Raw genomic sequence first — 23,997 nt, 5'->3', positions numbered from 1 at the left:
TCCCCGGCCATCGCGCCCATCCCACTGTGCTGCGGCCCCGGCCCCTTCGCTGGCGGAAAACGGACGTCGCGCTCATGCTGGCGCCACCCGAGATTTTTCCGTCCACCGAACGGGATTGATGGGGAGATTTGGTACATAAGTGACTTAAACCGAAATACTCTGTTCGGACGTACCCCGGGGCAACGGGAGACGACATGTCGAATGCCGCGGATCCAGTCCTTGATGTGCTTGACTGCCCCGTCGACCTGGTGCCGGACGGCCGGGCGTTCATCGAGGCGGCCATGCGCTGGCACTTCGATCCGCGGACCGGCTCGCCGTTCTGGCTGGAGCGGGCGGAAAACCTCGACTTCGATCCGCTGACCGACGTGCACACCTTCGCCGACCTGCGACTCTTCCCCAACGTGGTCAACGAGTTCCGTGACGTCCGCGTCGAGGATCTCGTGCCCAAAGGGTACGGCTCCCGGCCCGAGGTGATCGGCGTCTTCGAGAGCGGCGGCACGACCGGCCCGCCGAAGCTGGTGGTCCTGCTCGCCGACTGGATGGACCGGCTGATGCACCACCACGACCGGATCATGGACGAGTTCGCTTACCCGCGGGGGGCCAACTGGCTCTCACTGGGTCCGAGCGGGCCGCACATCTTCGGCGAGCTGATCAGGCAGCAGGTCCGCAGGCGTGGTGGTTTCAGGTTCTCCGTCGACCTCGACCCGCGCTGGGTGAAGAAACTCATCGCCGAGAACCGCCTCGACGAGGCCCGCCGCTACGCGGAGCACCTGATCGACCAGAGCGCCTACGCGCTGCGCACCCAGGACATCGGAGTCCTCGTGACCACGCCGCCGCTGCTGGTACGGCTCAGCCGCCGAGACGAGCTGGTCGCCCTCATCAACGAGAAGGTCCGGGTCATCGTGTGGGCCGGGGCGCACCTGGACCCCGACACGCGCGCGCTGCTGCGCGACGAGGTGTTCCCGGACGTCCAGATCGTCGGAAACTACGGAAGCACGATGATCATGGGGTCGGTGAGTGAGCGGACGGGCCTGGACGACGACGACGCCTGTGTCTTCGACCCGTTCTCTCCGTACATCTCCTTCTCCGTCGTCGACCCGGAGACCAGGCGGGAGGTCCCGTACGGCGAGCGCGGACAGGTCGTGATGCACCACATCAGCAAGAACCTGCTGCTGCCCAACAATCTCGAACGGGACACGGCACTGCGGGTCCAGCCGCCACCGGGTCAGCTCGGCGATGCCGTCGCCGACGTCGCACCGCTCGCCTTCCTCGAGGACGAGCGGGTCATCGAGGGGGTGTACTGAATGACCGCGCTGATGGGCACGCTGTCGACCGAACCGATCCGGCTCGACGCACTCGGCCCGAACGGTCCGTACCGCACCCGCAAACACGTGACCGTTTCCGATCTCGCCGGAAACCCGGTAGCCGAGCTCAGCCTGGTGCCGCGGCTCTACGTGCAGCGCACCATGGCGGCGCTGCACCGGGCGCGGCCCATGCCGCCCGGGGAGCGGGCCAAGGCCCTCGCGCGAGCCGGCCGGCTGTTCGCCACCGGGCCCGTCAACGGGCTTTCCGCCGAGCACTACCAGCGCCTCGTGAGCCGAGTCTGCGGAATGTCGATCTCGGTGGTCCGGGCCGCGACCGACGCCATCGCGCGCAGCGCCGCCCAGGCGTACGGCTCGACGCAGTACGCCAGGCCGAACGGGGCCGTCACCGACTGGCGGGACCCGATCACCCGAGACGGCCGTGCGCTGTGGACTCGGCGCGGCGATGTCTTCGCCGTACACGCGGCGGGCAATCACCCGGCCGTACACACACTGTGGCTGGAGGCGGTGGCGCTGGGATACCGGGTCGCCGTCCGTCCCTCCCGGCGGGAGCCCTTCACTCCCCACCGCCTGATCACGGCGCTGCGGGAGGCCGGCTTCGCCGACGACCAGGTGGTCTTCCTGCCCACCGACCACGCGGTGGCCGACGACATCATCCGCGATGCCGACCTCGCGATGGTGTACGGCGGCGAGGACGTGGTGAACAAGTACGGCCGGAACACCGACGTGCTCCCACAGGGCCCGGGACGGTCGAAGATCCTGATCGCGGAGGAGGACTGGACCCCGCACCTGGACGTCGTCGTCGACTCGGTCAGCTCGCAGGGTGGAACCGCGTGCGTGAACACGACGGCGGTCTTCGTGGCGGGCGACCCCCGCCCGTTGGCCGAGGCCGTGGCCGAGCGGCTGTCCGCCATCCCGAGCCTCCCGCCGGAAGACGATGGGGCCGTGCTGCCCGCGCAGTCTCTCGCCAACGCCCGGGCCGTGGAGAAGTACCTGTTCGATCATGTTGATGACGCCGAGATCCTGCTCGGTGGCGGCGGCATCGCCGACGATCTCGGGGACGGCATCGGGGTTCTGCGCCCCGCGGTCATGCGGGTCGACCGCGCGGACGCCCCGCAGACCGGCATCGAGCTTTCCTTCCCCTGCGTCTGGGTGGCGCCCTGGTCGTCCGACGACGGCATCGGGCCGCTGAAGGACACTCTGGTGCTGACCGCGATCACCGGGGACGAGGGGCTGATCGACCGCCTGATGGCGGAACCGACGATCGGCAACGTCTACGTCGGCGATCATCCGACCCACTGGATGGCACCCTGGGTGCCGCACGACCGTTATCTCGCCGAGTTTCTCATGCGTACCAAGGGCGTCATCCGGGACTGAGCGTTCAGCGGCTTCGATCGGGCAGGGCCCCGGCGGAGGAGTTTCCGCCGGGGCCCTTTTCTCAACCGCTCGTGCCCGGCCGAGTCGTGCTCGGCATTCGCACCGCACCGTCAGGCGCCCACCAGGGCGACCATGCGCCATCGGGCCATCGGCCGGTGGTTCCGCCGGCCGTCACAGTTGAGTTCGTACTCACCACCAATTGTTGTTGTTGCCGTTGTTGAACCAGTTACTGCTACCGAATCCCATGTTGTTGTTGAGCATGGTGTTGTTCCACCAGTTGGTGTTCGAGTTCGTCCTGCCCTGGAAGGCGATGGTCGAGACACCGTTGGAAACCGCGAAGGCGGACTCGTCGTTGAACTGATCGTTGAACTGGTTCTGGTTCCAGAGGTTGTTGTTCGACCAGCCCATGTTGCAGTTTCCGAACCCACCGCCGCCGAAGCCGCCTCCGCCCCCGAAGCCGCCGCCGCCGCAGCCGCCGCCCCCGAAGCCGCCGCCCCAGCCGCCGAAGCCACCGAAGCCGCCACCCCAGGCCGGCATGACGGTGGCGCTGGCGGCGGTGGCGCCCAGAGTGAGCGCGCCGCCTGTGATCGCGGTGCCCAGCGCCAGCCCGGCGATGATGTTCTTGAAAGCGGGCATTACGTGTCCCCCTTGACAGGATTCGATTGCCCTTAATTTTCGGAGGCGTTTCTGTAGCCTCACAGGAGAAACGCCTCCGCAGCCCCCTAACGGACTATTTTCCTGCACCTGCTTGATTACCGGCGCGATCCCACCACAAACCGCCGCATAACGGTTTTATCCAGCCTTGTCATTCTATATCCTAGATTAAACCACTAAAATCCCTTTTGTCCCCTAGTGTCCGATTTGAAATCGATCCGCCAAGATCGGCCTTCGGGAGCTCGATCGGGGTCCGATCAGAGGATCAACGGCACTCCCGGGGGGCGCCCCGTGTGATCCGTTCCGCGGAGGCGGCCGTCGCCGCCTCCGCAAGCGCTCCGAGTAACAGCGACGGACCCTGATAGATAATGGGCCGGCAGTGATCCACATACGATCAAAATGGGGGCCTCATGTACCAGCAGTTGTGGGCGGAGTCCGTGAAGGCGATTCCCAATCTCCTGATCACACTTCTGATCTTGTTCCTCGGCTGGGGCGCGGGAAATCGCATCACAGCCCGATGGGACGAGCACAAGAAGCGCCGAGAGCTGGACTTACAGGCTCTCGGCGCGTTCTATTCCGTATATGGCCAGTTCACTACGGTGTGGAAGCTGTGGGGCGGTGTCTGTACTGAGGCCGCCAAGGACGACGGAATCCGACGTGAAGTGTTGGAGCCGGCCGTACGAGCAGAGGGCGAACTTGAGTCGCTTCTGGTGCGGATCTCCTCGGAACGTGCTCTATCAGACCTCGAATGCACAGTGTTGGCCTGCTTCCGTCAAGCCTTCCAGTCGCTTCGCGAGTCCATCACGGCGAGGGATCCCCTGCGTTCCCATGTCCGGGATGCCGACACGGGGCAGCTTGTCAAGATCTACTGGGCTAGCTCGGACTCTGCGCCCTACCTTGCGTTCAAGGCACTGGCCGGACGCGTCGCGGGGCTGCTCTCAGAGAGTTCATTGGCCGGCAGGCCAAGCAATCCCCACCGGGCACTCTTAAAGATCACGGATAATCGTTGGGAACACACCTGGGTACAGGAGACGTTCAAAGCCCTCGACATGCGGCACCTCTCGCCGCCTACCATGTCATGAGGCTGTTAGCAAAAGTGTCAGCAAGAAGGCCCCTTCCGGAAGCGGAAGGGGCCTCTGACGTGGAGCCGCCTAAGGGAATCGAACCCTTGACCTACGCATTACGAGTGCGTCGCTCTGGCCGACTGAGCTAAGGCGGCGATGCCGTACGACGGCGAGGTTAGTCTACAGGTTCACCGGGGTCCTCGCGCACAGTGCGGAATACCGGCTCGTACGGCTCGTGCGCGGCTATTCCGCGTTCGGACAGACCGTACCGGCGGCGGGCACCCGCAGCGAGATCAGGTAGTCGTCGACGGCCCGGTCGACGCACTTCGATCCGGTCCGGTAGGCCGTGTGACCGTCACCGTCATACCCGAGCAGCACGCCGGACGTCAGCTCCGACGCCAGCCCCTGCGCCCATTCATACGGCGTGGCAGGGTCGCGCACGGTGCCGATCACGAGGATCGGCGGCGCCCCCTCGGCCTTGATCGGTTTGTCCTCGCTCTTGGCCGGGATCGGCCAGTACGCGCAGGTCAGCGAGCCCCACACCACGAACCTCCCGAAATGCGGGGACACCTTGGCCGCCTCGTCGGCCGCCTTCCGGAAGGCCGCCATGTCCTTCGGGTACGGATGGTCCAGACAGTTGATCGCCAGGTTCGCCTCGGTCTGGTTCGAGTACGACCCGTCGGACTTACGCTCGACCAGCAGGTCGGCCATGCGAAGCAGGTCCGTCCCGTTGCCGTGGACGAGGGCACTGCCGAGAGCCCGGCGCAGCAACGGCCACGCCTCACGCTCGTACAGCGGGGTGACGATGCCGAGGATCGTCCATGACTCGTTGACCTCGCGGCCGTCCTTCAGATCGTTCTTCAGTGGGTGCTCGTCGGCTCGCTTGAGCAGGGCGGTGATCTCCCCCATCGCGCCGTCGACCGTACGGCTGGTGAAGGGGCAGGCGCCGTCCTTGAAGCAGTCCTCCACGAACGCCTTGAGGGCCACCTCGAAGCCCTGTGCCTGGACGAGTTCGGACTTCAGCGACGGGACGGCCGGGTCGACGGCCCCGTCGAGCACCAGGGCCCGCACCCGCTTCGGGAAGAGACCCGCGTACACCGCGCCCAGGTACGTGCCGTACGACTTGCCGAGATAGGTGAGACCGGAGTCGCCCAGGACCGCGCGCAGCACGTCCATGTCCCTGGCCGCGTCCGGCGTGCCGACGAACGGGAGCAGGCGGCGCGCCTTGGCCCCGCACCGGTCCGCGAACGCCTTCGAGCCGGTCTTCAGCGCCGCGACCTCGGCGGGGGTGTCGGGGCTGGTGTCCATCGCCACGTAGGCGTCCAACTCCTTGCCCGACATGCACCGAATCGGAGTCGACTCCCCGACTCCGCGAGGGTCGAAGCCGACGATGTCGAACCGGGCGCGTAGCCCGTCGGTGAGCACGTTGCGGGCCATTCGGGTGTAGTCCACCCCCGATCCGCCGGGCCCGCCGGGGTTGATGAGCAGCGAGCCCATCCGCTTGCCGGAGGCCGGCAGGCGAATCACGCTCAGTTCGATCCGTTCGCCGGACGGGTCGGCGTAGTCGAGCGGGACCTGGATCTTCGCGCACTCAAAGCCCCCACCGCAGTCGCGCCACCCCGCCCGCTGACCGTAGAACGGCTGAAGCGCGGGCGTGGGGGCCTCGGCCGCCGCGTTCCGGTCTGCCTTGCCCGATTCCGGCGAGTCACCGTCCCCCCTGGCCGCGGAGGTGCAACCGGCGACGAGCAACGTCGCGGCGACGGCCGCGACGGCGACGCGGCGGATCACACCGCGGTCACCGCGCGTCCCCGACCGGGCCCCGGGCTCGGGGAAACACCGCTCGGGGAAACACCGCCCACGGAAACGCCGTTCTCCCCGCCACCACCCGGCGACATCGTCCCTGTCGTCCGCCTGCCTCATAGCCCCCGGTCCCCCACCTCAGAAAAACCCAGCCGAACGTCCAGCCGATCGCACGGTCACCGGTCACACGGCCGCACGCGGCCGTTCGTATGCTCGCCGATTCCCATCGCCGCCGACCAGCATGCCGCCAACTGGGAGCGTGAGCCAGCAGAAACGTTCTTGCGGCTCCAGCTCTTTCCCAGGTCGCTCCCCCGCGCTCAGGCGACGTACGGCTACTCTTCCGGATCACCCGCTTCGCCGTACATCTCGTCGTGCTGTTTCCGAGGGGAGCACACGCTCGCCCTGGAGCAGGCGCACCGGCGGCCTCCGTCGTTCAGGCGAACGATCACCGAGTCGCCCGGCACATTGTGGCCGACGACCGTGCCGGAGCCCTCCGGGGTGTCCACGGCCGTCCCCGTTCGGGGCGCGGAGGCCCGGAACTCCTGATAGAGCGGATGCTCATATTTCAGGCAGCACATCAGACGCCCGCACGCGCCGGCGATTCTGAGCGGATTCACCGGCAGATCCTGGTCCTTCGCCATCCGGACCGAGACCGGCTCGAAGTCCTTGAGGAACGTCGCGCAGCACAGGTCACGCCCGCACGGCCCGATCCCGCCCTGCAGTCTGGCCTCGTCACGCGGCCCGATCTGCCGCAGTTCGACCCGGGCGCGGAGGTTCCTGGCGAGGTCGCGGACGAGCGCGCGGAAGTCCACCCGATGCGGCGCCGAGAAATAGACGGTGAAGACGTTGTCGGCGTCCAGGTAGTCGACGCCGACCACCTTCATCGGCAGCTCGTGCCGCTTGATGAGACGCTTCGACACACTGCGCGCCTCCGCTCTGCGGCGGCGGTTGCTCTCGTCGCGGTCCAGGTGCTGATCGGCCGCGAGCCCCTGGCAGACGGGCAGGCCGTCGATGTCCTCGCTGACGTACTGCGGGGCCCACACGCACTCGGCCACCTCCGGCCCGGCGTCGGTGGGCACGAGCACCTTGTCCCCCACCTTCGGGGAGTGACCGCCGGGATCGAGGTAGTAAAGCCGTCCGTAGCGCGTGAAGCTCACGGCCATGATCATGCCCAAGAGCCCGGCCCTCCTCAGATCCCGGTACGGCTTTCGCCCGCATCCCACGATACGCGCCGACACCAAGGACAGGTCACGGCCCGACAATGGGCGGATATATGCCGTTATATCTCCGTCTACGCGAGGCCGGGTGAGCGGAGGGCGAGGGTCATGGCCTCCACCGCGATCTGAGGATTGACGTTCGCCGCGAGCCGTTCGCGGCACCTCATGATGGCCTGAGTGCGGCGCAGCGTGTCCTCCGGTGAAGAACCGCGCGCCATCGTCTCGATCTCCCGCCTGCGGTCCTCGTTCGCCAACTCCACGCCCGCACCGAACTGCAGGGCGAGCACATCGCGGTAGAACGCCACCAGATCGAGCAGGGCGAGATCCAGGGAGTCACGCTTGATCCTGGTCGCGCGGGACTTCTGCAGCGTCTCCAGCTCCTTCAGAGCCCCCGCGCCGCCGCGTACCAGCCCCTTGTTGAGGCCCTTGCCGGACGAGCCCTCGCCGTACACCTTGCGCAGCTCGGCCGTCTCGGTCTCGTTGAGCTCGGCGGTAGCGGCGTCGGCCTCCTCGGTCGAGGTCTTGACCAGGCGTTCGGCGGCGGTGACGCAGGCTCCCACCCCGCTGAGAGAGGCGGGAATCGACAGCACGTCGGCGCGACGCCGCCGTACCTCCTCATCGAGGGCGAGCCGGCGCGCCCGGCCGATGTGTCCCCGCGCGGCCCGGGCGGCGAACAGCGCCATGTCGAGCGGGACGCCGTCACGCTCGGTCAGGACCCTGGCGACCGCCTCGGCCGGGGGGGTGCGCAGCGTCACCACGCGGCAGCGGGACCGGATCGTGATGATCATGTCGTCCGGCGAGGGCGCGCAGAGCAGCCACACGGTCCGGGGCGGCGGCTCCTCGATCGCCTTCAGCAGCGCGTTGGCGGCCGCCTCGGTCACACGGTCGGCGTCTTCGAACAGGACGATCCGCCAGCGGCCGAGCGTCGGCGCCCCCGCCGCCTTGAGCACCAGATCACGGGTCTGCCGGACGCCGTACGACAGGCCCTCGGGGCGTACGCGGGTCAGATCGGGATGCGAGCCGACCTCGACCTGGTGGCAGGCGCCGCAGTGGCCGCACCCCCGATCAGCGGACAGGGCGCCGTCGCAGAGCAGGGCCGCGGCGAAGGCCCGGGCCGCGTTCGATCTGCCGGATCCGGGGGGACCGGTGAACAGCCAGGCATGGGTCATGCCCGTGCCGCGCCCCCCCGCGAGCGCCTCAGCGGCCGCGGCCGCCGCCCTCCGGAGCACGTCGACCGCCTGGTCCTGCCCCACCAGTTCAGCGAACACCCCGCCCACTTCTGAACCCCCTCCCTGGTCCCGGATCAGTCCCGGATGGCGGGCATCGTGCCGGTCGCGGCCTCCGCCTCGTGCGGCACGGGGTCGGGCAGGATCTCGCGCACCCGGTCCTGGATGAGGCGCGACACCTCCTGCTGCGGCAGCGTGCCGTCGACGACCAGGTAGCGCTCGGGGTCGGCCGCCGCCAGCCCGCGGAACTCGCGCTGGACCCGCTCATGGAAGTCCATCGGCTCGGCCTCGATCCGGTCCGCCGCGGACGCTATACGGCGCAGCCCCACCGACGGCGACACGTCGATCAGCACGGTCAGGTCGGGCACGAGGCCGCCCGTCGCCCAGGCGTTGATCCTCGCCACCTCGCCCGAGTCGAGTGACCGGCCGGCGCCCTGGTACGCCAGGGACGAGTCGACGTACCGGTCCGAGATGACGGTCGTGCCCCGCTGGAGCGCGGGCCTGATGACCTTCTCCACGTGCTCGGCCCGGTCGGCGGCGTAGAGCATGGCCTCTGAGCGGGCTGACAGGCCCTGGTGGGCGGCGTCGAGCAGGATCGCCCGCAGCCGCATGCCGACTTTGGTCGCCCCCGGCTCACGGGTCTGCACGACGTCGAACCCCTGGTCACGCAGCCAGATGGCGAGCAGCCGCGACTGGGTGGTCTTGCCGGAGCCCTCACCGCCCTCGAACGCCACGAACAGGCCGCGCGACTCGGTCGCGGGCGCCGCCTCGGGCGCGTACTTCTCGCCGCGCAGCGCCGCCAGCAGGTCGGCGCCGAGGGGTACGCCGCGCCGGTCGTCCAGCCGGCTGAGCGCACGCAGCCCGGCGACGACCACGAGCAGAGCGGCCACCAGAAGCACCAGATTGGCCCCGTCGAACCGGTAGCCGAGACCCGGCTCCGACGCCGGGTGGCCGCCGAAGAGCCCGGCCAGCGCGCACGCGACGGCCAGTACCACCAGCAGCACGACGCGGCCGAGCGATCGCAGATACGGCAGCGTACGGCTTGGCTGCCCGTCGCCGAACTCGAGGTCGACCACCTGATAGCCGATGATCCACGCCACTCCGGCACAGGCGCCGAGAAGCGCGGCCAGCATGACGACGATCACCAGGTTCTGGATCAGCGCGGCCGCGGCCAGGGTGAGACCCGCCACGACGACCGCCAGCCCGAACAGGCGGCGGCGCGACAGCCCCGCCAGCAGCCGCGGCCCGAAGAACATGCCGTACCCGACACCGAAGAAGACCGCGCAGAACACCGCTCCGTAGCCGGCGTCGCCACCGTGCAGCGCCTGGACGTACGGCCCGGCCACGGCGACCACCGCGGCTCCCGCCGCGAGCACGGCCACCATGCCGGTGACCGCCCCGCGCGCCGCCGCGCCGCCACCGGTGCGGCGGCGGCCGTCCGCGATCTGCCGGAAGACCGAGATCTGCCGCGAGGGCGGCGGCACGTGCGGACCGCGATCACCGGGAACGCCGCGCAGCGTGAAGATCAGGGCGGCGGAGGCGAGATAGGCCAGGGCGCCCCCGCCGAGCGCGATGCCGGCGGCCGGCAGGGACGCCGTCCGTACCACCGTCGTGATCACGCCGACCACGGCCGCCACGACCGTGAACAGCGCCGCCGCGATCGGGGCGGTGCCGTACGCCGCCAGAAGGTTCAGCCGGTCGGCCTCCCCCAGGCGCTCCTTCGGCACCACGCCGGCCAGGGTCGCGTCTCTGGCCGGCACCCAGAAGAGGGACGCGCACTCGACCAGGACCATCGCGATGATCAACCACTGGTAGCCGTCGACGAACGGGATCGACAGCACCACGGCGAAGCGGACGAGGTCCGCCATGGCCATCGTCGCCCTGCGGTCGAACCGCTCGGCCAGGGTCCCGACGAGGGGACCGAGCAAGATCGAGGGAAGTAGCTTGGCCGCGAAGACCCCGCCGATGGCGAGGCTCTGCGTCCGGTAGCCGGACCCGGCGGTGAGGTGGGCTGCCAGGGCCGTCAGCGCGATGATGGTGAGCCAGTCGCCGAGGCCACGGACCGACATGGCGGTCCACAGCCTGCGGTACGGCGCGTTCGCCAGCACGTGCGGCGTCTTGCGTCGCGCGCCGGCCCGGCCAGGGGTGCTCATGATGTCAGCGTATCCAGGTGCTCGCTGGGCTAGGTCTTTCCACGGGGGAACGATGGAGCGGACCGATTTGCCCACCCCACTCGTCGCCTGAGCGTATTACGTTCCCCGTCCCCGCGCAGTCCGGTCACGAGGGACGGAGTTCGAGCAGGGTGATCTCGGGTGGGGCGCCCACCCGTACGGGTGGGCCCCAGAATCCAGCGCCGCGGGTGACGTAGACCTGGGTGGCGTCGGGACGGGTGCCCCGGGCGTCGGCGGCGGCACCGGCCGCCGGGCGGGGGACCTCGGCCAGACCGGCCACCATCGGCTGCTGCAGCGGCACGAGCAGGTTGAACGGCACCATCTGCCCACCGTGGGTGTGCCCGGAAAGCTGCAGATCGACGCCGTGCTCGGCGGCCTGCTCCACCTGCAGCGGCTGGTGCGCGAGCAGCACGACGGGACGCCCCGGATCTCGGCCGGCCAGCGCCTTGGCCATGTCCGGTCCGTCTCCCATCACCTGGCCGTTCAGATCGTTCACCCCGGCGAGATCGAGTACGGCTCCCGCGTGGCGGATCTCCACCCGCTCGTTGCGCAGCGACCGCACGCCGAGGGAGTCGAGCTCGTCGATCCACTCCTGCGGACCGTTGGCCGTGTAGTACTCATGGTTGCCGGTCACGAAATATGCCCCGTAGCGCGACTCCAGGGACCGCAGCGGGGTCGCCAACGGACCCAGCTCGGCCACCGTGCCGTCGACCAGATCCCCGACGATCGCGACGACGTCGGCCTGAAGGCTGTTGATCATACGGACGATGCGCTCGGTATGGCCACGGCCCGTAAGAGGCCCGAGGTGGATGTCGCTGACCACGGCGAACCGCAGTCCGTTCATCCTCGGATCAAGCCGGGCCAGGCGCACCGGGACCCGCTCGATGACCGGATCGCCCTGGGCCACACGCATGCCATACCCCACGGTGGCCAGAGCGCCGACCCCCACGGCGGCCGCGGTCGTACGGGAGATGAACATCCGCCTGCCGATCATCGCGGCGTCCGGGCCGGGCTCGCGATCGACCGGGTCGGCGAGGCCGTTGTCGGCGTCAACCCCGGGCCCGGTCTGGACAGTGGTCTCGGCGGCCGCGACAGCGGAACCCCCTGCGCTCATCGGGCTGCTGACGATCACCGGAGCGACCGAGGCCGATGACGGCCGCCGGGCCCGCCGGACCGTCAGCAGGGCGATCGCCCGGGGGATCTCCAGGACCAGCGAGAACACGAACAGATAGAACATGATCGCCAGCCACAGGTAGCCCGGCCAGGCCAGGACGTGCCCAACCCCCTGGCCGAAGGCCCGGCCGCCCACGAGGGTCAGCGGCAGCAGCGCGGCGAGCGCGACCAGCGCCCAGGTCGACCACCGGCGTGAGCGCGAACCGGGCAGGGTCGTCGATCTGACCAGCCGCCGCCACAGGTAGTAGTGGACGACGACCACGGTCACCAGGATCATGACCAGAAATCCCACCGCGATCTCCCCTCGGCCCGCTGGGAAGATGCTACGGGGCCCAGATTCCCGCCGTGCACGCCCGTACGGCGCCGCGGACAGCGCGAGACCGGCGCCGAAGCGCCGGCCAGCGGAGCCTCCAGGACATCAAGACATCAGGACTTGGCTGCGGGCTTCTTGGCCGTCTTGGCCCGGGTCGTCGTGGCGCGCTTGCGCGGCGCCGGCGCCCGCTCCCGCCGCTCGGCCAGCAACTCGGCCGCCCGCTCGAGCGTGATGTCCTCCACCGTGTCGCCCTTGCGCAGGGACGCGTTGGTCTCGCCGTCGGTGACGTACGGACCGAACCTGCCCTCCTTCACCACGATCGGCTTCTTCGAGTTCGGGTCCTCGCCCAGCTCGCGCAGCGGCGGTGCGGCGGCGGCCCGGCCCCGCCCGCGGGCCTTCGGCTGCGCGAACAGCTCCTTGGCCTGCTCGACCGTGACCGTGAGCAGGTCCTCCTCGGCGGCGAGCGAGCGCGAGTCCGTGCCCTTCTTGATGTAGGGCCCGAACCTGCCGTTCTGCGCGGTCACCTCCTCGCCGTCGATCTCTCCGACGACGCGCGGCAGACGCAGCAGCTCCAGCGCCTGCTCCAGCGTGATCGTGTCCAGCGACATCGACTTGAAGAGCGAGCTGGTGCGAGGCTTGGGGGCGTCCGCCTTCTTTGTCCGCTTCTTACCTTCGGTCGGCGCAGGAGGCTCCTCGGGCAGGATCTCCGTGACGTACGGGCCGAACCGCCCGTCCTTCGCCACGATCACGTGGCCGGTCACCGGATCTTTGCCGAGCTCACGATCACCGCTGGGCCGGGAGAACAGCTCCTCGGCCTTCTCGGCGGTCAGCTCGTCGGGTGCCATGTCCTCCGGGATGTTCACCCGGGCGCCGTCGCGGTCGAGGTACGGCCCGTAGCGCCCCACCCTGATCACGATGTCGGTGCCCTTGATCGGGAAGGAGCTGATCTCCTTGGCGTCGATCTCCCCGAGGTCGGTGACCATCTCCTTGAGGCCCTCACCGCCGTCCTGCCCGAAATAGAACCGGCGCAGCTCCGGCAGCCGCTCCGCCCGGTCGTTGGCGATGTCGTCGAGGACCTTCTCCATCTCGGCGGTGAAGTCGTAGTCGACGAGGTTGCCGAAGTGCTGCTCCAGCAGGTTGACGACGGCGAACGCGAGGAACGACGGCACCAGCGCGGTGCCCTTCTTGGTCACGTATCCCCGGTCGAGGATCGTCCCGATGATCGACGCGTACGTCGACGGCCGGCCGATCTCCCGCTCCTCCAGCTCCTTGACGAGCGAGGCCTCCGTGTAACGCGACGGCGGCTTCGTCGAGTGGCCGACCGCCGTCAGGTCCGCCGCCGTGAGCCGGTCGCCCTCGGCGAGCGTGGGCAGCCGCTTCTCCGAGTCGTCCCGGTCGGTCGCCGGATCGTCGGCGCCTTCCACATACGCCTTGAGGAAGCCGTAGAAGGTGATCGTGCGCCCGCTCGCGCTGAACTGTGCGTTCAAGGGCTGCGACCCGGCGGCCGCGTTCTCCGCGGCGGCGACGACGCCGTCGACCTTCACGGAGACCGACTCGCCGACCGCGTCCTTCATCTGGGATGCGACGGTCCGCTGCCAGATCAGTTCGTACAGCCGGAACATGTCCCCGCTCAGGCCGGTCTCGCCCGGCGTGCGGAACTCCTCCCCTGCCGGGCGGATCGCCTCGTGCGCCTCCTGCGCGTTCTTCACCTTGCTCGCGTAGACGCGCGGTTTGTCCGGCACGTACGCCGAGCCGTACAGCTTGACGGCCTGGCTACGGGCGGCCGCGACCGCGGTCTCCGACAGCGTGATGCTGTCGGTTCGCATGTAGGTGATATAGCCGTTCTCGTACAGCCGCTGGGCGATCTGCATCGTGTACTTGGCGGAGAAGCCCAGCTTGCGGCTCGCCTCCTGCTGCAGGGTCGTCGTCCGGAACGGCGCGTACGGCTTACGCGTGTACGGCTTGCGCTCCACCGACCTGACGGAGTACGCGGCGGCGCCGAGACTGGCGGCCAGCGCCGTGGCGACGGCCTCGTCGAGGTGGAGAACATCGGCGCTCTTGAGCCTGCCGGTCGAGGCGAAGTCGCGGCCCTGGGCGACACGCCTGCCGTTCACACCGGTGAGCGTGGCGCCGAACGTCCTCGGGTCATCCTGCGCGCGCCCGGTGTCGAACACGGCCTGCAGATCCCAGTAGTTGGCCACGGTGAACGCCATGCGCTCCCGCTCGCGCTCGACGACGAGACGGGTGGCGACCGACTGCACCCGGCCGGCCGACAGCCGCGGCTTGACCTTCTTCCACAGGACCGGACTGACCTCGTAGCCGTAGAGGCGGTCGAGAATCCGGCGGGTCTCCTGGGCATCGACGAGCCGCAGGTTCAGGGCACGCGGGTTGGCCACGGCGGCCTGGATCGCGTGTGGAGTGATCTCATGGAAGACCATGCGGTGGACCGGGATCTTGGGCTTCAGCACCTCGCGCAGATGCCAGGCGATGGCCTCGCCCTCCCGGTCCTCGTCAGTGGCGAGGTAGAGCTCGTCGGCCTCCTTGAGGAGCTGCTTGAGCTTGGAGACCTGGGACTTCTTGTCCGGGTTGACGATGTAGAGCGGCTCGAACTCGTGATCGACGTTCACGCCCAGACGCGCCCAAGTCTGTCCCTTGTACTTCTCCGGGATGTCGTCGGCCTTCTCCGGAAGATCGCGAATGTGACCGATGCTCGACTCCACGATGTAGCCGCGCCCGAGGTACCCGGCGATCGTCTTCGCCTTCGCAGGCGACTCCACGATCACCAGGCGGGTTCCGCCGGCGTTGCCGTTGTTGGCTGGCACGCTGCTTCCTACCTCGCTGTCCGCTGTCGTTCCCCGTACTTCCGAGTGCTCCCCGGTTTCGTGGCCCGCGTCCTCCCGGCTCAGCACCGGTCCGTCTGGACCGGGCCGGGTCGGTCCCGCTACCCCGGAGGGCCGTTTTTGAAGGTACCTGCCACCGCAAGTCCCTTCCCCTCGGGCTACCCGGTTATATCCGGGAATCTAACCCGCCTGGACCTGTTATCCACGAGGACGCAGAATAGAGCCCATCAGGTTCTCTGGCACGCCCTCGGAGACTAATCGCTGTGCTCGACTACTCCTACTTGGACCTGTATCTGCCCCGGGGCACCTCGCGGGAGGTGGCCCGGCAAATGCTGACGGAACACGCTGAGTACGGGAACTGGGAGCTGGAGCGCCTACGCCTGTATCCCGATGGCAGCAGGCGTGTCCGACTACGCCGCAAGATCATACGCGCCGCCCGGACGATGTGAGCGACACCACTCCGGTACGAGTCGTGGGTCAAAAGCGCTTTGCCCGCTCCGGGCCGCGCCCCCGGAACGGGCAAAGCATCCTTGCTCACCCCCGAAGGGAGGAGCGTCCAGCGTCACCCCGCCGGCACCAGGCGTGGGCGAGTGATATTCCTGACCTCCGCTGCGGCGAAGGCCGGGGGTGAGTGTGCGGATGGGCGCTGCTTCCGCGGGAAGCGGAAGCAGCGGATCAGACGTGCGCTTCCCGAACGTCCTGCTTGCGGCGGACTTGACTACTTGCGGCGGAAGCGGACGCGGCGGGTGAGGGCGAACAGGCTCGCCGAGGCGGCGAACAGTGAGCCCAGGACCAGTGCGGCGAGCGAACCGGAGTTCATGCCGGTCAGGCCGACCGGCTGCTCGGCGCTCATCAGCCCGATGTTGTCGAGCAGGCCCCCGGTCGGCAGGTTTTGGGTCACGTTACGGAGCGGCAGCGTGCCGGTGGCGTTCTGGACCGTCTTGTTCGCCTGCAGCGTCCGGGTCGTCTGGCCGAGCGTGTCGCGGACCGGAAGCGAACCGGCGGGCTGTGAGGCGACCGAGGTCTTGCCCTTCGTGGTGCCCGACTTGGCCAGCACGGTGTCGGCGACGGGCAGGCTCGGCAGGCCCGACATGCCCTTCATGTTCGGCAGGTCGCCGAGGACCGGCGCCGACGGAGCGGCGGCCGAGCTCATCTCCTGGCGAAGGCCGCTGGCCTCCTTGAGACCGGACAGCATCGGCAGTGCGGGCGTCTCACGCATGATCCCGGCGCGCTTGGAGCTCGCTGCCTTGGTCCAGTAGTGGTGGCCACCGCGCCCCGCGTCGCCGCCGACCCGGGCGCCGCCCAGGCATCCGGCGGCGGCGTCGCCCAGAACGGCGACCGCGTTGCCGCAGACGTTGATCGGCGCGGTGATCGGCGCCACCAGCTGGTTGCCGGCGAGGATGCCGTACCGGCCGGAGGTGATGTTGCCGCCTCCGCCGACGCTGCCCGTCACCGACGCACCGCCCTTGCAGCTCCCGGCTGCCTCGCCGAGGAGGGCGACCGCGTTGCCGCAGACGTTGATCGGCGCGGTGATCGGCGCCACCACCTGGTTGCCGCCCAGGATGGAGGAGCGGCCCGAGGTGCGGTTCCCGCCCGCGCCCCAGTAGCCGTGCCGTCCCCAGCTCCCCTTCACGGTGGCCCCGCCGCGGCAGCCCGCGAACGCGTCACCGGCGATCGCCACGGCGTTCCCGCAGACGTTGATCGGCAAAGTGATCGGAGCCACCACCTGGTTGCCGCCGCCGATCGAAGAGGTGCCCGAAGTGCGGTTCCCGCCCGCGCCCCAGTTGCCCGGCCGGTCCCTCCTGATCGTCCTCGGCTTCTTGCCCGGCGTCACCACCCGGGTGCCGCTGCCCCCGGAGTAACGCGCGTCGGTGTCGTGACCGCTCGAGCCGGGGTGGGTCCACTTACCGCCGCCACGCCTCTCGCGGGCGGGCTTGTCCTGGCGCGGCTTGTGACCGTGATCGTGGCCGCCGCCGACCGACGAGCCGCCGCGGCAGCCCGAGAAAGCCTCGCCGAGCACGGCGACGGAGTTGCCGCAGACGTTGATCGGCGCGGTGATCGGAGCCACCACCTGGTTGCCGCCCAGGATGGAGGAGCGGCCCGAGGTGCGGTTGTCCCCGGCGCGCACGGCGCCGCCGTGCCTGCCGTGCCCACCGACGGTCGCCCCGCCCTGGCAACCCGCCGTGGCGTCGCCGAAGATGGCGACGGAGTTGCCGCACAGGTTGATGGGGGCGGTGATCGGAGCGACCACCTGGTTGCCGCCGAGGATGCTGTGCCGGCCGGAGGTCCGGTTGCCGCCGGCGTCGACCGCGGCACCCCGTCGGGAGCCCTTGACCGCCGCGCCGCCCTTGCAGCCCGCGTCGGACTCACCGAACAGCGAGATCGCGTTGCCGCAGACATCGATCGGGGCGGTGATCGGAGCGACCACCTGGTTGCCGCCGAGGATGCTGTGCCGGCCGGAGGTCCGGTTGCCGCCGGCGTCGACCGCGGCACCCCGCGGGGAACCCAGGACGGACGCGCCGCCCTGGGACGAGGCGTTCGACTCCCCGGCCACGGCCACGGCGTTCCCGCTGATGTCGATCGGCAGGGTTATCGGGATGTTGATCTGGTTGCCGCCGCCGATCGAGCCCATGCCGTCGGTGTCGGCGTAAGCCGTACCGCTGCCAAGAGCCAGGACGCCGACGGCGAGAAACGCCGCGGAAGTTGAGCCCTTCGCCCACGTTCGCATGATAGATGCTCCTAGTGGTTCTTATTTAGGGGGTTACCTGACAGTTCGCGACAGATGTCCACGCCGAAGACACAGCGGGGCTGTGGATGGTCACGAGATTGGAGAGTCCGCGTCACCCGCGGAGACCGCCGTACGAGATGCGTGACGGGTGTTTGAGATGCCCACGCCCGGATTACCTGGATCCGTGCGGCATGCCCGACACGCGTGGCAGGCTCCGGCCCCGGCCCCAAGACGAGGGACCGGCGACAATGGCGGGATCAGTCAGGCGAGAAGGAAGGATCGTCCGCCGCTGTGCGGACCACTGGGGGAACGACTGCCGCCACCGGGGCGGGCAGCTTCGTGAAGCGCGGCTCGAACGTGCTCCGCGCGATGTCCCCGAACACCATCGACTCACCGCTCGTCTGCGGGACCAGGCCGTGGTCACCCACGTGGTCCTCCGCGGAGGACGATGGGAGCAGGGGCTTCGACTGACTGGTGAGCCCGTCGACTGTCCGCCCTGCCATCGCCTCGGCGTTAGCCGAGGCGTTCTTCGTCGCCGTGGGGAATCCGCCGGTCCTCCCTGACCCCTCCTTGGCGTCCCCGCCGGTGCTCGATGCGAGCAACCTGCCCGATATGGGCGAGCTGCTCGATGTGAGCGAGTTGGCGGAATCGGCCGTGGAGAGAACGTCGGAGAGCACCGACCCGGCGACATCTTGTGCGGAGGGCTGCGCTGGCATCCCGGCCACGGACATGGCCGGGCCGAACACACCGTATATAACGCCGAGCAGCCATCCGGCGGTGATCAGTCCACCGATGACCAGAAGACGACCCAGCGGGAAGCCGGCCGCGAACCGCGCCATCCGACCTCCCCGGGCGGGCCCGGAAGACACCGCGGACACGCCCGGGCAGGCGGCGGACGGCTGTGCCCTCCGCTGCTCTTCCGGCATGTACGTCACGTGGCCTCCCGAGTCCGCTGGGACCGCCTGGTGCGGAGCCAGCCCTCTACGAAGAGTCACTGTAGCGGTACGCCACGTGATCGCAACAGCTTTCTCAGCAGTAATCGAGGAAATGGTCAAGCACGCGGACCCCAAATCGGAGCGAATCCACCGGAACCCGCTCGTCAACGCCATGGAACATCCCAGAAAAGTCCAAGCCCGGGGGAAGCCGGAGAGGCGCGAAGCCGTACCCGCGCATGCCCAGACGGCTGAACGCCTTGAGGTCCGTGCCGCCGCTCAGCGTGTACGGCACCGCCTTCGCCCCGGGGTCCTCCGCGTGCAGCGCGTCGGCCATCGCCTTGACCAGCGGCCCCTTGAACGCGGTTTCGACCGCCACGTCGTGGTTGACGAACTCCCTTGTCACGTTCGGCCCGAGCAACTCGTCGACCGTCTGGAAGAACTCGTCCTCGTAGCCGGGCAGGAACCGGCCGTCCACCTCCGCCACGGCGGCCTGCGGAATGACGTTCGTCTTGTATCCCGCCCGCAGCATGGTCGGGTTGACCGTGTTGCGCAGCGTGGCGCCGATCATCCGCGCCAGCGGGCCGAGCGCGGCGACAGCGGCCTCGGCGTCCTCCGCCTTGACCTCGACCTCGAAGACCTCCTCGAAGAACGCCTGCACGGTCGGTGTGAGTCGTACCGGCCACTTGTGGCGGCCCAGACGGCCCACCGCCTCGGCGAGCTCGGTCACCGCGTTGTCGTCGTTGAGCATCGAGCCGTGCCCGGCCCGCCCCTTCGCGGTCAGCCGCATCCAGGCGATGCCCTTCTCCGCGGCCTCGATCAGGTAAAGGCGGCCCTTCCCCTCGACGGTCACGCTGAAGCCGCCGACCTCACCGATCGCCTCGGTGCAGCCGTCGAAGACCTCCGGATGCTTGTCGACGAGCCAATGCGCGCCGTAAAGACCGCCGGCCTCCTCGTCCGCGGTGAACGCCAGGACCACGTCCCTCGGCGGGCGGCGCCCGGCGTTGAGGCGCTGCCGTACCACCGCGAGGATCATCGCGTCCATGTTCTTCATGTCCACCGCGCCGCGGCCCCATACGCAGCCGTCAGCGATCTCGCCACTCAGCGGGTGATGCCGCCAATCGGCCGCGTCGAACGGCACGACGTCCAGGTGACCGTGCAGCAGCAGCGCGTCCCGGTTCGGGTCGGTCCCCTCGATGCGGGCGATCACACTGGTTCGCTTGGTGTCAGACTCGAGGATCCGCGGTTCCAGGCCGACGTCGGCGAGCTTGGCCGCCACGTACTCGGCCGCGGCGCGCTCGCCGGGGCCCGCGTTGTCCCCCGCGTTCGTCGAGTCGATGCGGATCAGGTCGCGGCACAGTTCCACGACCTCGTCCTCCCCGTTCAGCAGGGTCATTTCGCCTCCTCACGTGCTGCCGACCCACAACGTCGTGGTCACCGGTCCCTCGGCGGGTTCCCGTACGGCTCGCGCCTCCATCCTGCCTGTTTCCGGACGTAAGGGTTCAACCCCGGGCCGGGGTGCGTACGGCACCGCGTCGGCGGTATGACGCAACGCTGAGAGAGTGCTAACCTGTAGCAGCCGACGCGAGATGAATGTCCCGCGTGTGGCACACGTCCGGGTGGCGGAATAGGCAGACGCGCTAGCTTGAGGTGCTAGTGCCCAGTGATGGGCATGGGGGTTCAAGTCCCCCCTCGGACACGCACTCTGGTACATGCTGGGCCTGGCTTCGACTGCGACAGCCCTCTCTGAGGGATCGTAGACGAGGTGCAGGCCCATCTGCGTGTAAAGCTCGTTACGGTCGGCGGGATCCGCCTTCTTGATGACCTTAACCATCTCGACCAACCGTGGGATCATCTCCGTGATCTCCTTTTCACTGATCTCCCTCTTCCTGTTGATGGCCCGTAGCTGGCCCTCCGCCTTCAGCCGCTCGGCCCGGGTCTCGGCCATCCACTTGCCGATCTCCTGGGGGTCTCCGCCCGCGTCCAGCGTCGTTCGGTAGCGGGCCATCCGGCGGTCGCAGTCGTCGATGGTCCGCTTGGCCGCTTCGATGGCGACGCGGTCGGCCTCGCTGCCCCGGGTGTCGAGCAGGGTCTCGACCGTTCGCTGGAGGTTGGCGGGCGTGAAGATCTGGCAGAGCCAGGGGTCCAGCTCGTCGAGGATCCGATCCTCGCGGACGTAGACCGTGCGCGGGTGGTCGATCTTGTTGGCCACCGCGTATTCGGTCGGGAACTTGCACCGGTAGTGCGGGCGGTCGTTGTTCCAGGTCCCTTCCATCCGCCGGGTGCAGACGCCGCAGTACAGCAGGCCGCGGAGCACGTACGGGCGCGGGGTCCTGCGTGGTTTCCGCTCCGTGGCGGGCCGCTCCTGTGCGGAAAGCAGAACCTGGGCCTGCTCGAAGGTCTCGGTGTCCACGATCGGCTCGTGCACGATCTTCTCGGACCAGACCCACTGGCTCGCTGGGTTCCACTTGAGCTTGGTGATGTGCCCCTGCGTGACGTCGTACACGTCCAGCAGCTCTTCCTGCTTGCGCTGCTTGTTCCAGACCTGGCGGCCGGTGTAGCGGGGGTTGAGGAGGATCGCGCGCACCGCAGACTTCGACCAGGCGATCCCGCTGCGGTGGCGGTTCCTGGCCCGGTCGTAGGCGGAGGGGCATGGGATGCCCTCCCGAGTGAGCCCCTCGGCGATCAGGTAGAGCCCTTGGCCGTGGAGGAACTCCCAGAAGATCCGGCCCACGATGGGAGCGGTCACCGGGTCGGGCTCCAACCGGCGCAGGCGCTTGCCGTCGGCTGCCTTGCTCGGATTGGGATGCGGTCCGACGTCAACGAGGCGATAGCCGTACGGCGGGCGGCCCCCGAGGAAGCGCCCCTCGATCTTGGCCTGGGCTTCCATGGTCGTGCGGACGCGCATCTTGATCCGGTTGCGCTCGCCCTTGCTGATGCCGCCGAACATCAACATGATCAGCTCGTGCGCCTCGTTGGTCGGGTCGATCGGCCCGCCGACCTCCGGCACCCACAGGGGCACCCCGTAGTGGTTGAACAGCTCGAAGGTGTTGCCGAACTGGTTGCCGTAGAAGGCGCGCTGGGGCTCACCGACCACGACGGCGTCGAACCCCCGGTTGGGGTTGCGCAGCTCGTCGAGCAGGATCGCGGCCTGCGGCCTGCGCTGCGGCGGGATCGATCGCGACTTGTCGATGTCGAAGAACTCCGCGACGATCACGCCGCCTCGTGGCTCGATCAGTGATCGCGACCGGGACAGCTGCCAGTTCCGTGACGAGGTGGGGTCCTGGTTGTCCTCGGTGGACACTCGCCCCCAGAAGGCGAACGGGATCATTCAGCATTCCTCTCTTCCCGCTGACTCTTGGTCAGCTCCGCGTGACTTTTCAGAAGGATCCGCAGGAGCACGCGCGCCGCCCCTGCAGTCAGCTGTGGCGGTTCGGCGGGCAGCACCACGGTGACGACGCGCTTGCTCTTGGCCCCGGCCTCCCGCGATCTGGGCTCCTTCTCGCGGTCGGCCGGGCCTGCAGGGTACGCCTGGGAACCCGTTTTTGGAGGCCCTGAGCAGGCCCTTTGTGGCTGTTCAGTCACCCTCGCCTCCTGCCGCGAGTGCCGCGTCCGCGGCAGCGAGGATCCGGGTCCGGGCGAGCTCGCAGTAGTCGCCGTTGAGCTCGATGCCGGTGAACTTCCGGCCGAGTTGCCGGGCGGCAATGCCGGTGGTGCCGCTGCCGGTGAACGGGTCCAGCACGGTGCCGCTGGGGCGGCAGCCGGCGGCAATGGCCCTGAGCGGGATGTCGATCGGGAACGCCGCGAAGTGCGCCGCCCGCAGCGGCCGGGTGGGGATCGACCAGACGTCCCCGGGGTTCCTGCCGTTGGGGTGCGCGGCGGCATGCCGCTCACCCGTGGGCCGCATCGCCTCCCCGTGCCGCGTGCCGGCCGAGTCCTCGCCGTCGGCGCCGTACTTGCCAGGCGGGGGCCAAGCGGTCTGGATGCTGTTCGCCTTGGTGCCCCCGGAGCGTGCCCGTCTGGTGATCGGACGGTCGCCGGTGTAGGGCTGGCGGACCGGGTCGAGGTCGAACCAGTACCGCTGCTGCTTGACGAGCAGGAAGATCAGCTCGTACCGATTGGACATCCGATCGCGGACCGACTGCGGCATCGCGTTCGGCTTGCTCCACACGATGGCGTTGCGGAGGATCCAGCCGTCCTCCTGGAGGGCGAACGCGACCCGCCACGGCATGCCGAGCAGGTTCTTCGGCGGTACGGCCAGCCGCGCCTTGGGCCGCACCTCGGGCTGCCGAGCGTTGTAGTCCTTGCCCCGGGCCCAGCCGTCGGAGTTGGCCGCGTAGCAGTCCCCGAGGTTCAGCCAGCAGGTGCCCTCGTCGGCGAGCACCCGGCGGGCCTCGGCGAAGGTGGCCCGGAGGTTCTCCACGTACGCCTCCGGGGTGGGCTCCTGTCCGTACTGGCCCTCGCAGTAGTTCCGCAGGCCCCAGTACGGCGGACTGGTGACGATGCAGTCCACCGAACCGTCGGCCATCTCGGCCAGGACCGCGCGTGCGTCCCCGTGGTAGAGCGCGGCCCGCTCGTCGCGCCAGTACGGCTCCCGCATTGCGCTCATCGGCGGCCTCCGGCGTCCCGGATCTCCCACAGGACGCGGACGGCGTCGCCGTCTTCCGGTGAGCCGCTGCGGCTGTCAGCGCCCCATCCGAGAGGGCTGGGGACGATGCGGAAGCCGGCGTCCCACAGGCCGGTGCCCGGCTCGTCGATGCGGGTGTAGGCGATCAGGCGCCGGTAGCCCATCGCGCGGACCTCGCACCAGGCCGCGCCCAGCAGCGTAGAGCTGACGTCGGGCGCACCGTCGTCCGTGGCCAGGGCGAGGAGCTTGGCGGTGTACCCGTCGTCGAAGACCTCAGCGGCGGGCCAGCCGATGAGCGCGACCCCGAGGAGCGTCCCCTCACCGGTCTGGACACCGATGGCGAACGCAGCCTCGACCGGATGGGTGAGGTGGGGCTGAGCCCAGGCGATGAAAGCCCGTGCGGTCTGGATTGCCACCGGTGAAATCACCAGCCGGCGGTTCTCCGGATGCTCCTGGCTGTTCAGGCCCTCGCGCTCGTTGGCGATTGTCTGGTTCTCATTCCTGCTCTCCATGGTGTTGTCGGGACACGTTTCTCCGGATGCGTGCGCCGCCG

At 69.1% G+C, this 23,997-nt stretch carries 16 protein-coding genes, 2 tRNA genes and 1 pseudogene; 5 read left to right on the top strand and 14 right to left on the bottom strand.

The genetic code is table 11. From position 1 onward, the window contains the following. Positions 1-194 precede the first annotated feature (194 nt). Positions 195-1,304, top strand: a complete 1,110-nt coding sequence (locus ACFHYQ_RS05410; RefSeq protein ID WP_394299953.1) for a class I adenylate-forming enzyme family protein — start codon at positions 195-197, stop codon at positions 1,302-1,304. Then, on the top strand, positions 1,305-2,699 hold the full coding sequence (locus ACFHYQ_RS05405; protein ID WP_394299952.1) for an aldehyde dehydrogenase family protein: 1,395 nt from the start codon (positions 1,305-1,307) through the stop codon (positions 2,697-2,699). A 189-nt stretch (positions 2,700-2,888) separates the two neighbouring features. Here the strand turns inward: ACFHYQ_RS05405 and ACFHYQ_RS05400 are convergent, their stop codons facing one another. Beyond that, complete coding sequence (locus ACFHYQ_RS05400; protein WP_394299951.1) at positions 2,889-3,335, bottom strand: hypothetical protein; 447 nt, start codon at positions 3,333-3,335, stop codon at positions 2,889-2,891. 428 nt (positions 3,336-3,763) lie between these two features. Between ACFHYQ_RS05400 and ACFHYQ_RS05395 the strand changes: the two genes are divergently transcribed. Continuing rightward, positions 3,764-4,435, top strand: coding sequence for a hypothetical protein (locus tag ACFHYQ_RS05395; RefSeq protein ID WP_394299950.1), 672 nt, complete (start codon positions 3,764-3,766; stop codon positions 4,433-4,435). A gap of 60 nt (positions 4,436-4,495) precedes the next feature. Here the strand turns inward: ACFHYQ_RS05395 and ACFHYQ_RS05390 are convergent. From ACFHYQ_RS05390 to topA, 7 genes are all read right to left on the bottom strand, one after another. Beyond that, positions 4,496-4,572, bottom strand: a tRNA-Thr gene (locus ACFHYQ_RS05390). 88 nt (positions 4,573-4,660) lie between these two features. Further along, the gene (locus ACFHYQ_RS05385; RefSeq protein WP_394299949.1) at positions 4,661-6,337 is read right to left on the bottom strand and encodes an alpha/beta hydrolase; all 1,677 of its coding nucleotides are present in this window, start codon (positions 6,335-6,337) and stop codon (positions 4,661-4,663) included. Positions 6,338-6,549: 212 nt separating this feature from the next. Continuing rightward, positions 6,550-7,386, bottom strand: coding sequence for a PSP1 domain-containing protein (locus ACFHYQ_RS05380; protein WP_394300124.1), 837 nt, complete (start codon positions 7,384-7,386; stop codon positions 6,550-6,552). A 122-nt stretch (positions 7,387-7,508) separates the two neighbouring features. After that, the gene (locus ACFHYQ_RS05375; RefSeq protein ID WP_394299948.1) at positions 7,509-8,702 is read right to left on the bottom strand and encodes a DNA polymerase III subunit delta'; all 1,194 of its coding nucleotides are present in this window, start codon (positions 8,700-8,702) and stop codon (positions 7,509-7,511) included. A gap of 35 nt (positions 8,703-8,737) precedes the next feature. Further along, on the bottom strand, positions 8,738-10,813 hold the full coding sequence (gene tmk, locus ACFHYQ_RS05370) for a dTMP kinase (protein ID WP_394299947.1): 2,076 nt from the start codon (positions 10,811-10,813) through the stop codon (positions 8,738-8,740). Positions 10,814-10,937: 124 nt separating this feature from the next. Beyond that, on the bottom strand, positions 10,938-12,296 hold the full coding sequence (locus ACFHYQ_RS05365) for a metallophosphoesterase (protein ID WP_394299946.1): 1,359 nt from the start codon (positions 12,294-12,296) through the stop codon (positions 10,938-10,940). Positions 12,297-12,430: 134 nt separating this feature from the next. Further along, positions 12,431-15,139 carry a type I DNA topoisomerase gene (gene topA / locus ACFHYQ_RS05360; RefSeq protein WP_394299945.1) on the bottom strand — a complete coding sequence of 903 codons (2,709 nt, stop codon included), beginning with the start codon at positions 15,137-15,139 and terminating at the stop codon, positions 12,431-12,433. Between the two features lie 281 nt (positions 15,140-15,420). On the opposite strand from topA, the gene ACFHYQ_RS05355 reads away from it, so the two are divergent. Beyond that, the gene (locus tag ACFHYQ_RS05355; protein ID WP_055482469.1) at positions 15,421-15,606 is read left to right on the top strand and encodes a DUF5703 family protein; all 186 of its coding nucleotides are present in this window, start codon (positions 15,421-15,423) and stop codon (positions 15,604-15,606) included. 269 nt (positions 15,607-15,875) lie between these two features. Here the strand turns inward: ACFHYQ_RS05355 and ACFHYQ_RS05350 are convergent, their stop codons facing one another. The 3 genes from ACFHYQ_RS05350 to ACFHYQ_RS05340 form a co-directional block, all read right to left on the bottom strand. After that, complete coding sequence (locus tag ACFHYQ_RS05350) at positions 15,876-17,885, bottom strand: chaplin family protein (RefSeq protein WP_394299944.1); 2,010 nt, start codon at positions 17,883-17,885, stop codon at positions 15,876-15,878. 257 nt (positions 17,886-18,142) lie between these two features. Beyond that, positions 18,143-18,811, bottom strand: coding sequence for a hypothetical protein (locus ACFHYQ_RS05345; protein ID WP_394300123.1), 669 nt, complete (start codon positions 18,809-18,811; stop codon positions 18,143-18,145). 103 nt (positions 18,812-18,914) lie between these two features. Next, entirely contained in the window at positions 18,915-20,213 is a 1,299-nt protein-coding gene (locus ACFHYQ_RS05340) for a M20/M25/M40 family metallo-hydrolase (protein WP_394299943.1), read from the bottom strand. Positions 20,214-20,430: 217 nt separating this feature from the next. Here ACFHYQ_RS05340 and ACFHYQ_RS05335 point away from each other — a divergent pair. Continuing rightward, a tRNA-Leu gene (locus ACFHYQ_RS05335) sits at positions 20,431-20,516 on the top strand. A gap of 468 nt (positions 20,517-20,984) precedes the next feature. Here ACFHYQ_RS05335 and ACFHYQ_RS05330 read toward each other — a convergent pair. From ACFHYQ_RS05330 to ACFHYQ_RS05320, 3 genes and pseudogenes are all read right to left on the bottom strand, one after another. Then, positions 20,985-22,148 (bottom strand): annotated as a pseudogene (locus ACFHYQ_RS05330) (recombinase family protein); the annotation flags it as partial. A 246-nt stretch (positions 22,149-22,394) separates the two neighbouring features. Further along, positions 22,395-23,426, bottom strand: a complete 1,032-nt coding sequence (locus ACFHYQ_RS05325) for a DNA-methyltransferase (RefSeq protein WP_394299942.1) — start codon at positions 23,424-23,426, stop codon at positions 22,395-22,397. Next, complete coding sequence (locus tag ACFHYQ_RS05320; RefSeq protein WP_394299941.1) at positions 23,423-23,956, bottom strand: XF1762 family protein; 534 nt, start codon at positions 23,954-23,956, stop codon at positions 23,423-23,425. The genes ACFHYQ_RS05325 and ACFHYQ_RS05320 overlap by 4 nt, the downstream gene beginning before the upstream one ends. Positions 23,957-23,997: the final 41 nt, after the last annotated feature.

The organism is Sphaerimonospora cavernae (assembly GCF_042435035.1).
In the GTDB taxonomy this organism is placed as follows: domain Bacteria; phylum Actinomycetota; class Actinomycetes; order Streptosporangiales; family Streptosporangiaceae; genus Sphaerimonospora; species Sphaerimonospora cavernae.
Note: the sequence above shows the minus strand (reverse complement) of the source record. Positions and strands in the feature narration are given on the sequence as shown.

What these genes read in the sequence shown, in the direction of transcription:
- ACFHYQ_RS05340 (WP_394299943.1), bottom strand. Translation starts at nt 20,213, where the DNA reads ATGACCCTGCTGAACGGGGAGGACGAGGTCGTGGAACTGTGCCGCGAC.
- tmk (WP_394299947.1), bottom strand. Translation starts at nt 10,813, where the DNA reads ATGAGCACCCCTGGCCGGGCCGGCGCGCGACGCAAGACGCCGCACGTG.
- ACFHYQ_RS05325 (WP_394299942.1), bottom strand. Translation starts at nt 23,426, where the DNA reads ATGAGCGCAATGCGGGAGCCGTACTGGCGCGACGAGCGGGCCGCGCTC.
- ACFHYQ_RS05345 (WP_394300123.1), bottom strand. Translation starts at nt 18,811, where the DNA reads ATGCCGGAAGAGCAGCGGAGGGCACAGCCGTCCGCCGCCTGCCCGGGC.
- ACFHYQ_RS05400 (WP_394299951.1), bottom strand. Translation starts at nt 3,335, where the DNA reads ATGCCCGCTTTCAAGAACATCATCGCCGGGCTGGCGCTGGGCACCGCG.
- ACFHYQ_RS05405 (WP_394299952.1), top strand. Translation starts at nt 1,305, where the DNA reads ATGACCGCGCTGATGGGCACGCTGTCGACCGAACCGATCCGGCTCGAC.
- ACFHYQ_RS05320 (WP_394299941.1), bottom strand. Translation starts at nt 23,956, where the DNA reads ATGGAGAGCAGGAATGAGAACCAGACAATCGCCAACGAGCGCGAGGGC.
- ACFHYQ_RS05395 (WP_394299950.1), top strand. Translation starts at nt 3,764, where the DNA reads ATGTACCAGCAGTTGTGGGCGGAGTCCGTGAAGGCGATTCCCAATCTC.
- ACFHYQ_RS05380 (WP_394300124.1), bottom strand. Translation starts at nt 7,386, where the DNA reads ATGATCATGGCCGTGAGCTTCACGCGCTACGGACGGCTTTACTACCTC.
- ACFHYQ_RS05350 (WP_394299944.1), bottom strand. Translation starts at nt 17,885, where the DNA reads ATGCGAACGTGGGCGAAGGGCTCAACTTCCGCGGCGTTTCTCGCCGTC.
- ACFHYQ_RS05385 (WP_394299949.1), bottom strand. Translation starts at nt 6,337, where the DNA reads ATGAGGCAGGCGGACGACAGGGACGATGTCGCCGGGTGGTGGCGGGGA.
- ACFHYQ_RS05410 (WP_394299953.1), top strand. Translation starts at nt 195, where the DNA reads ATGTCGAATGCCGCGGATCCAGTCCTTGATGTGCTTGACTGCCCCGTC.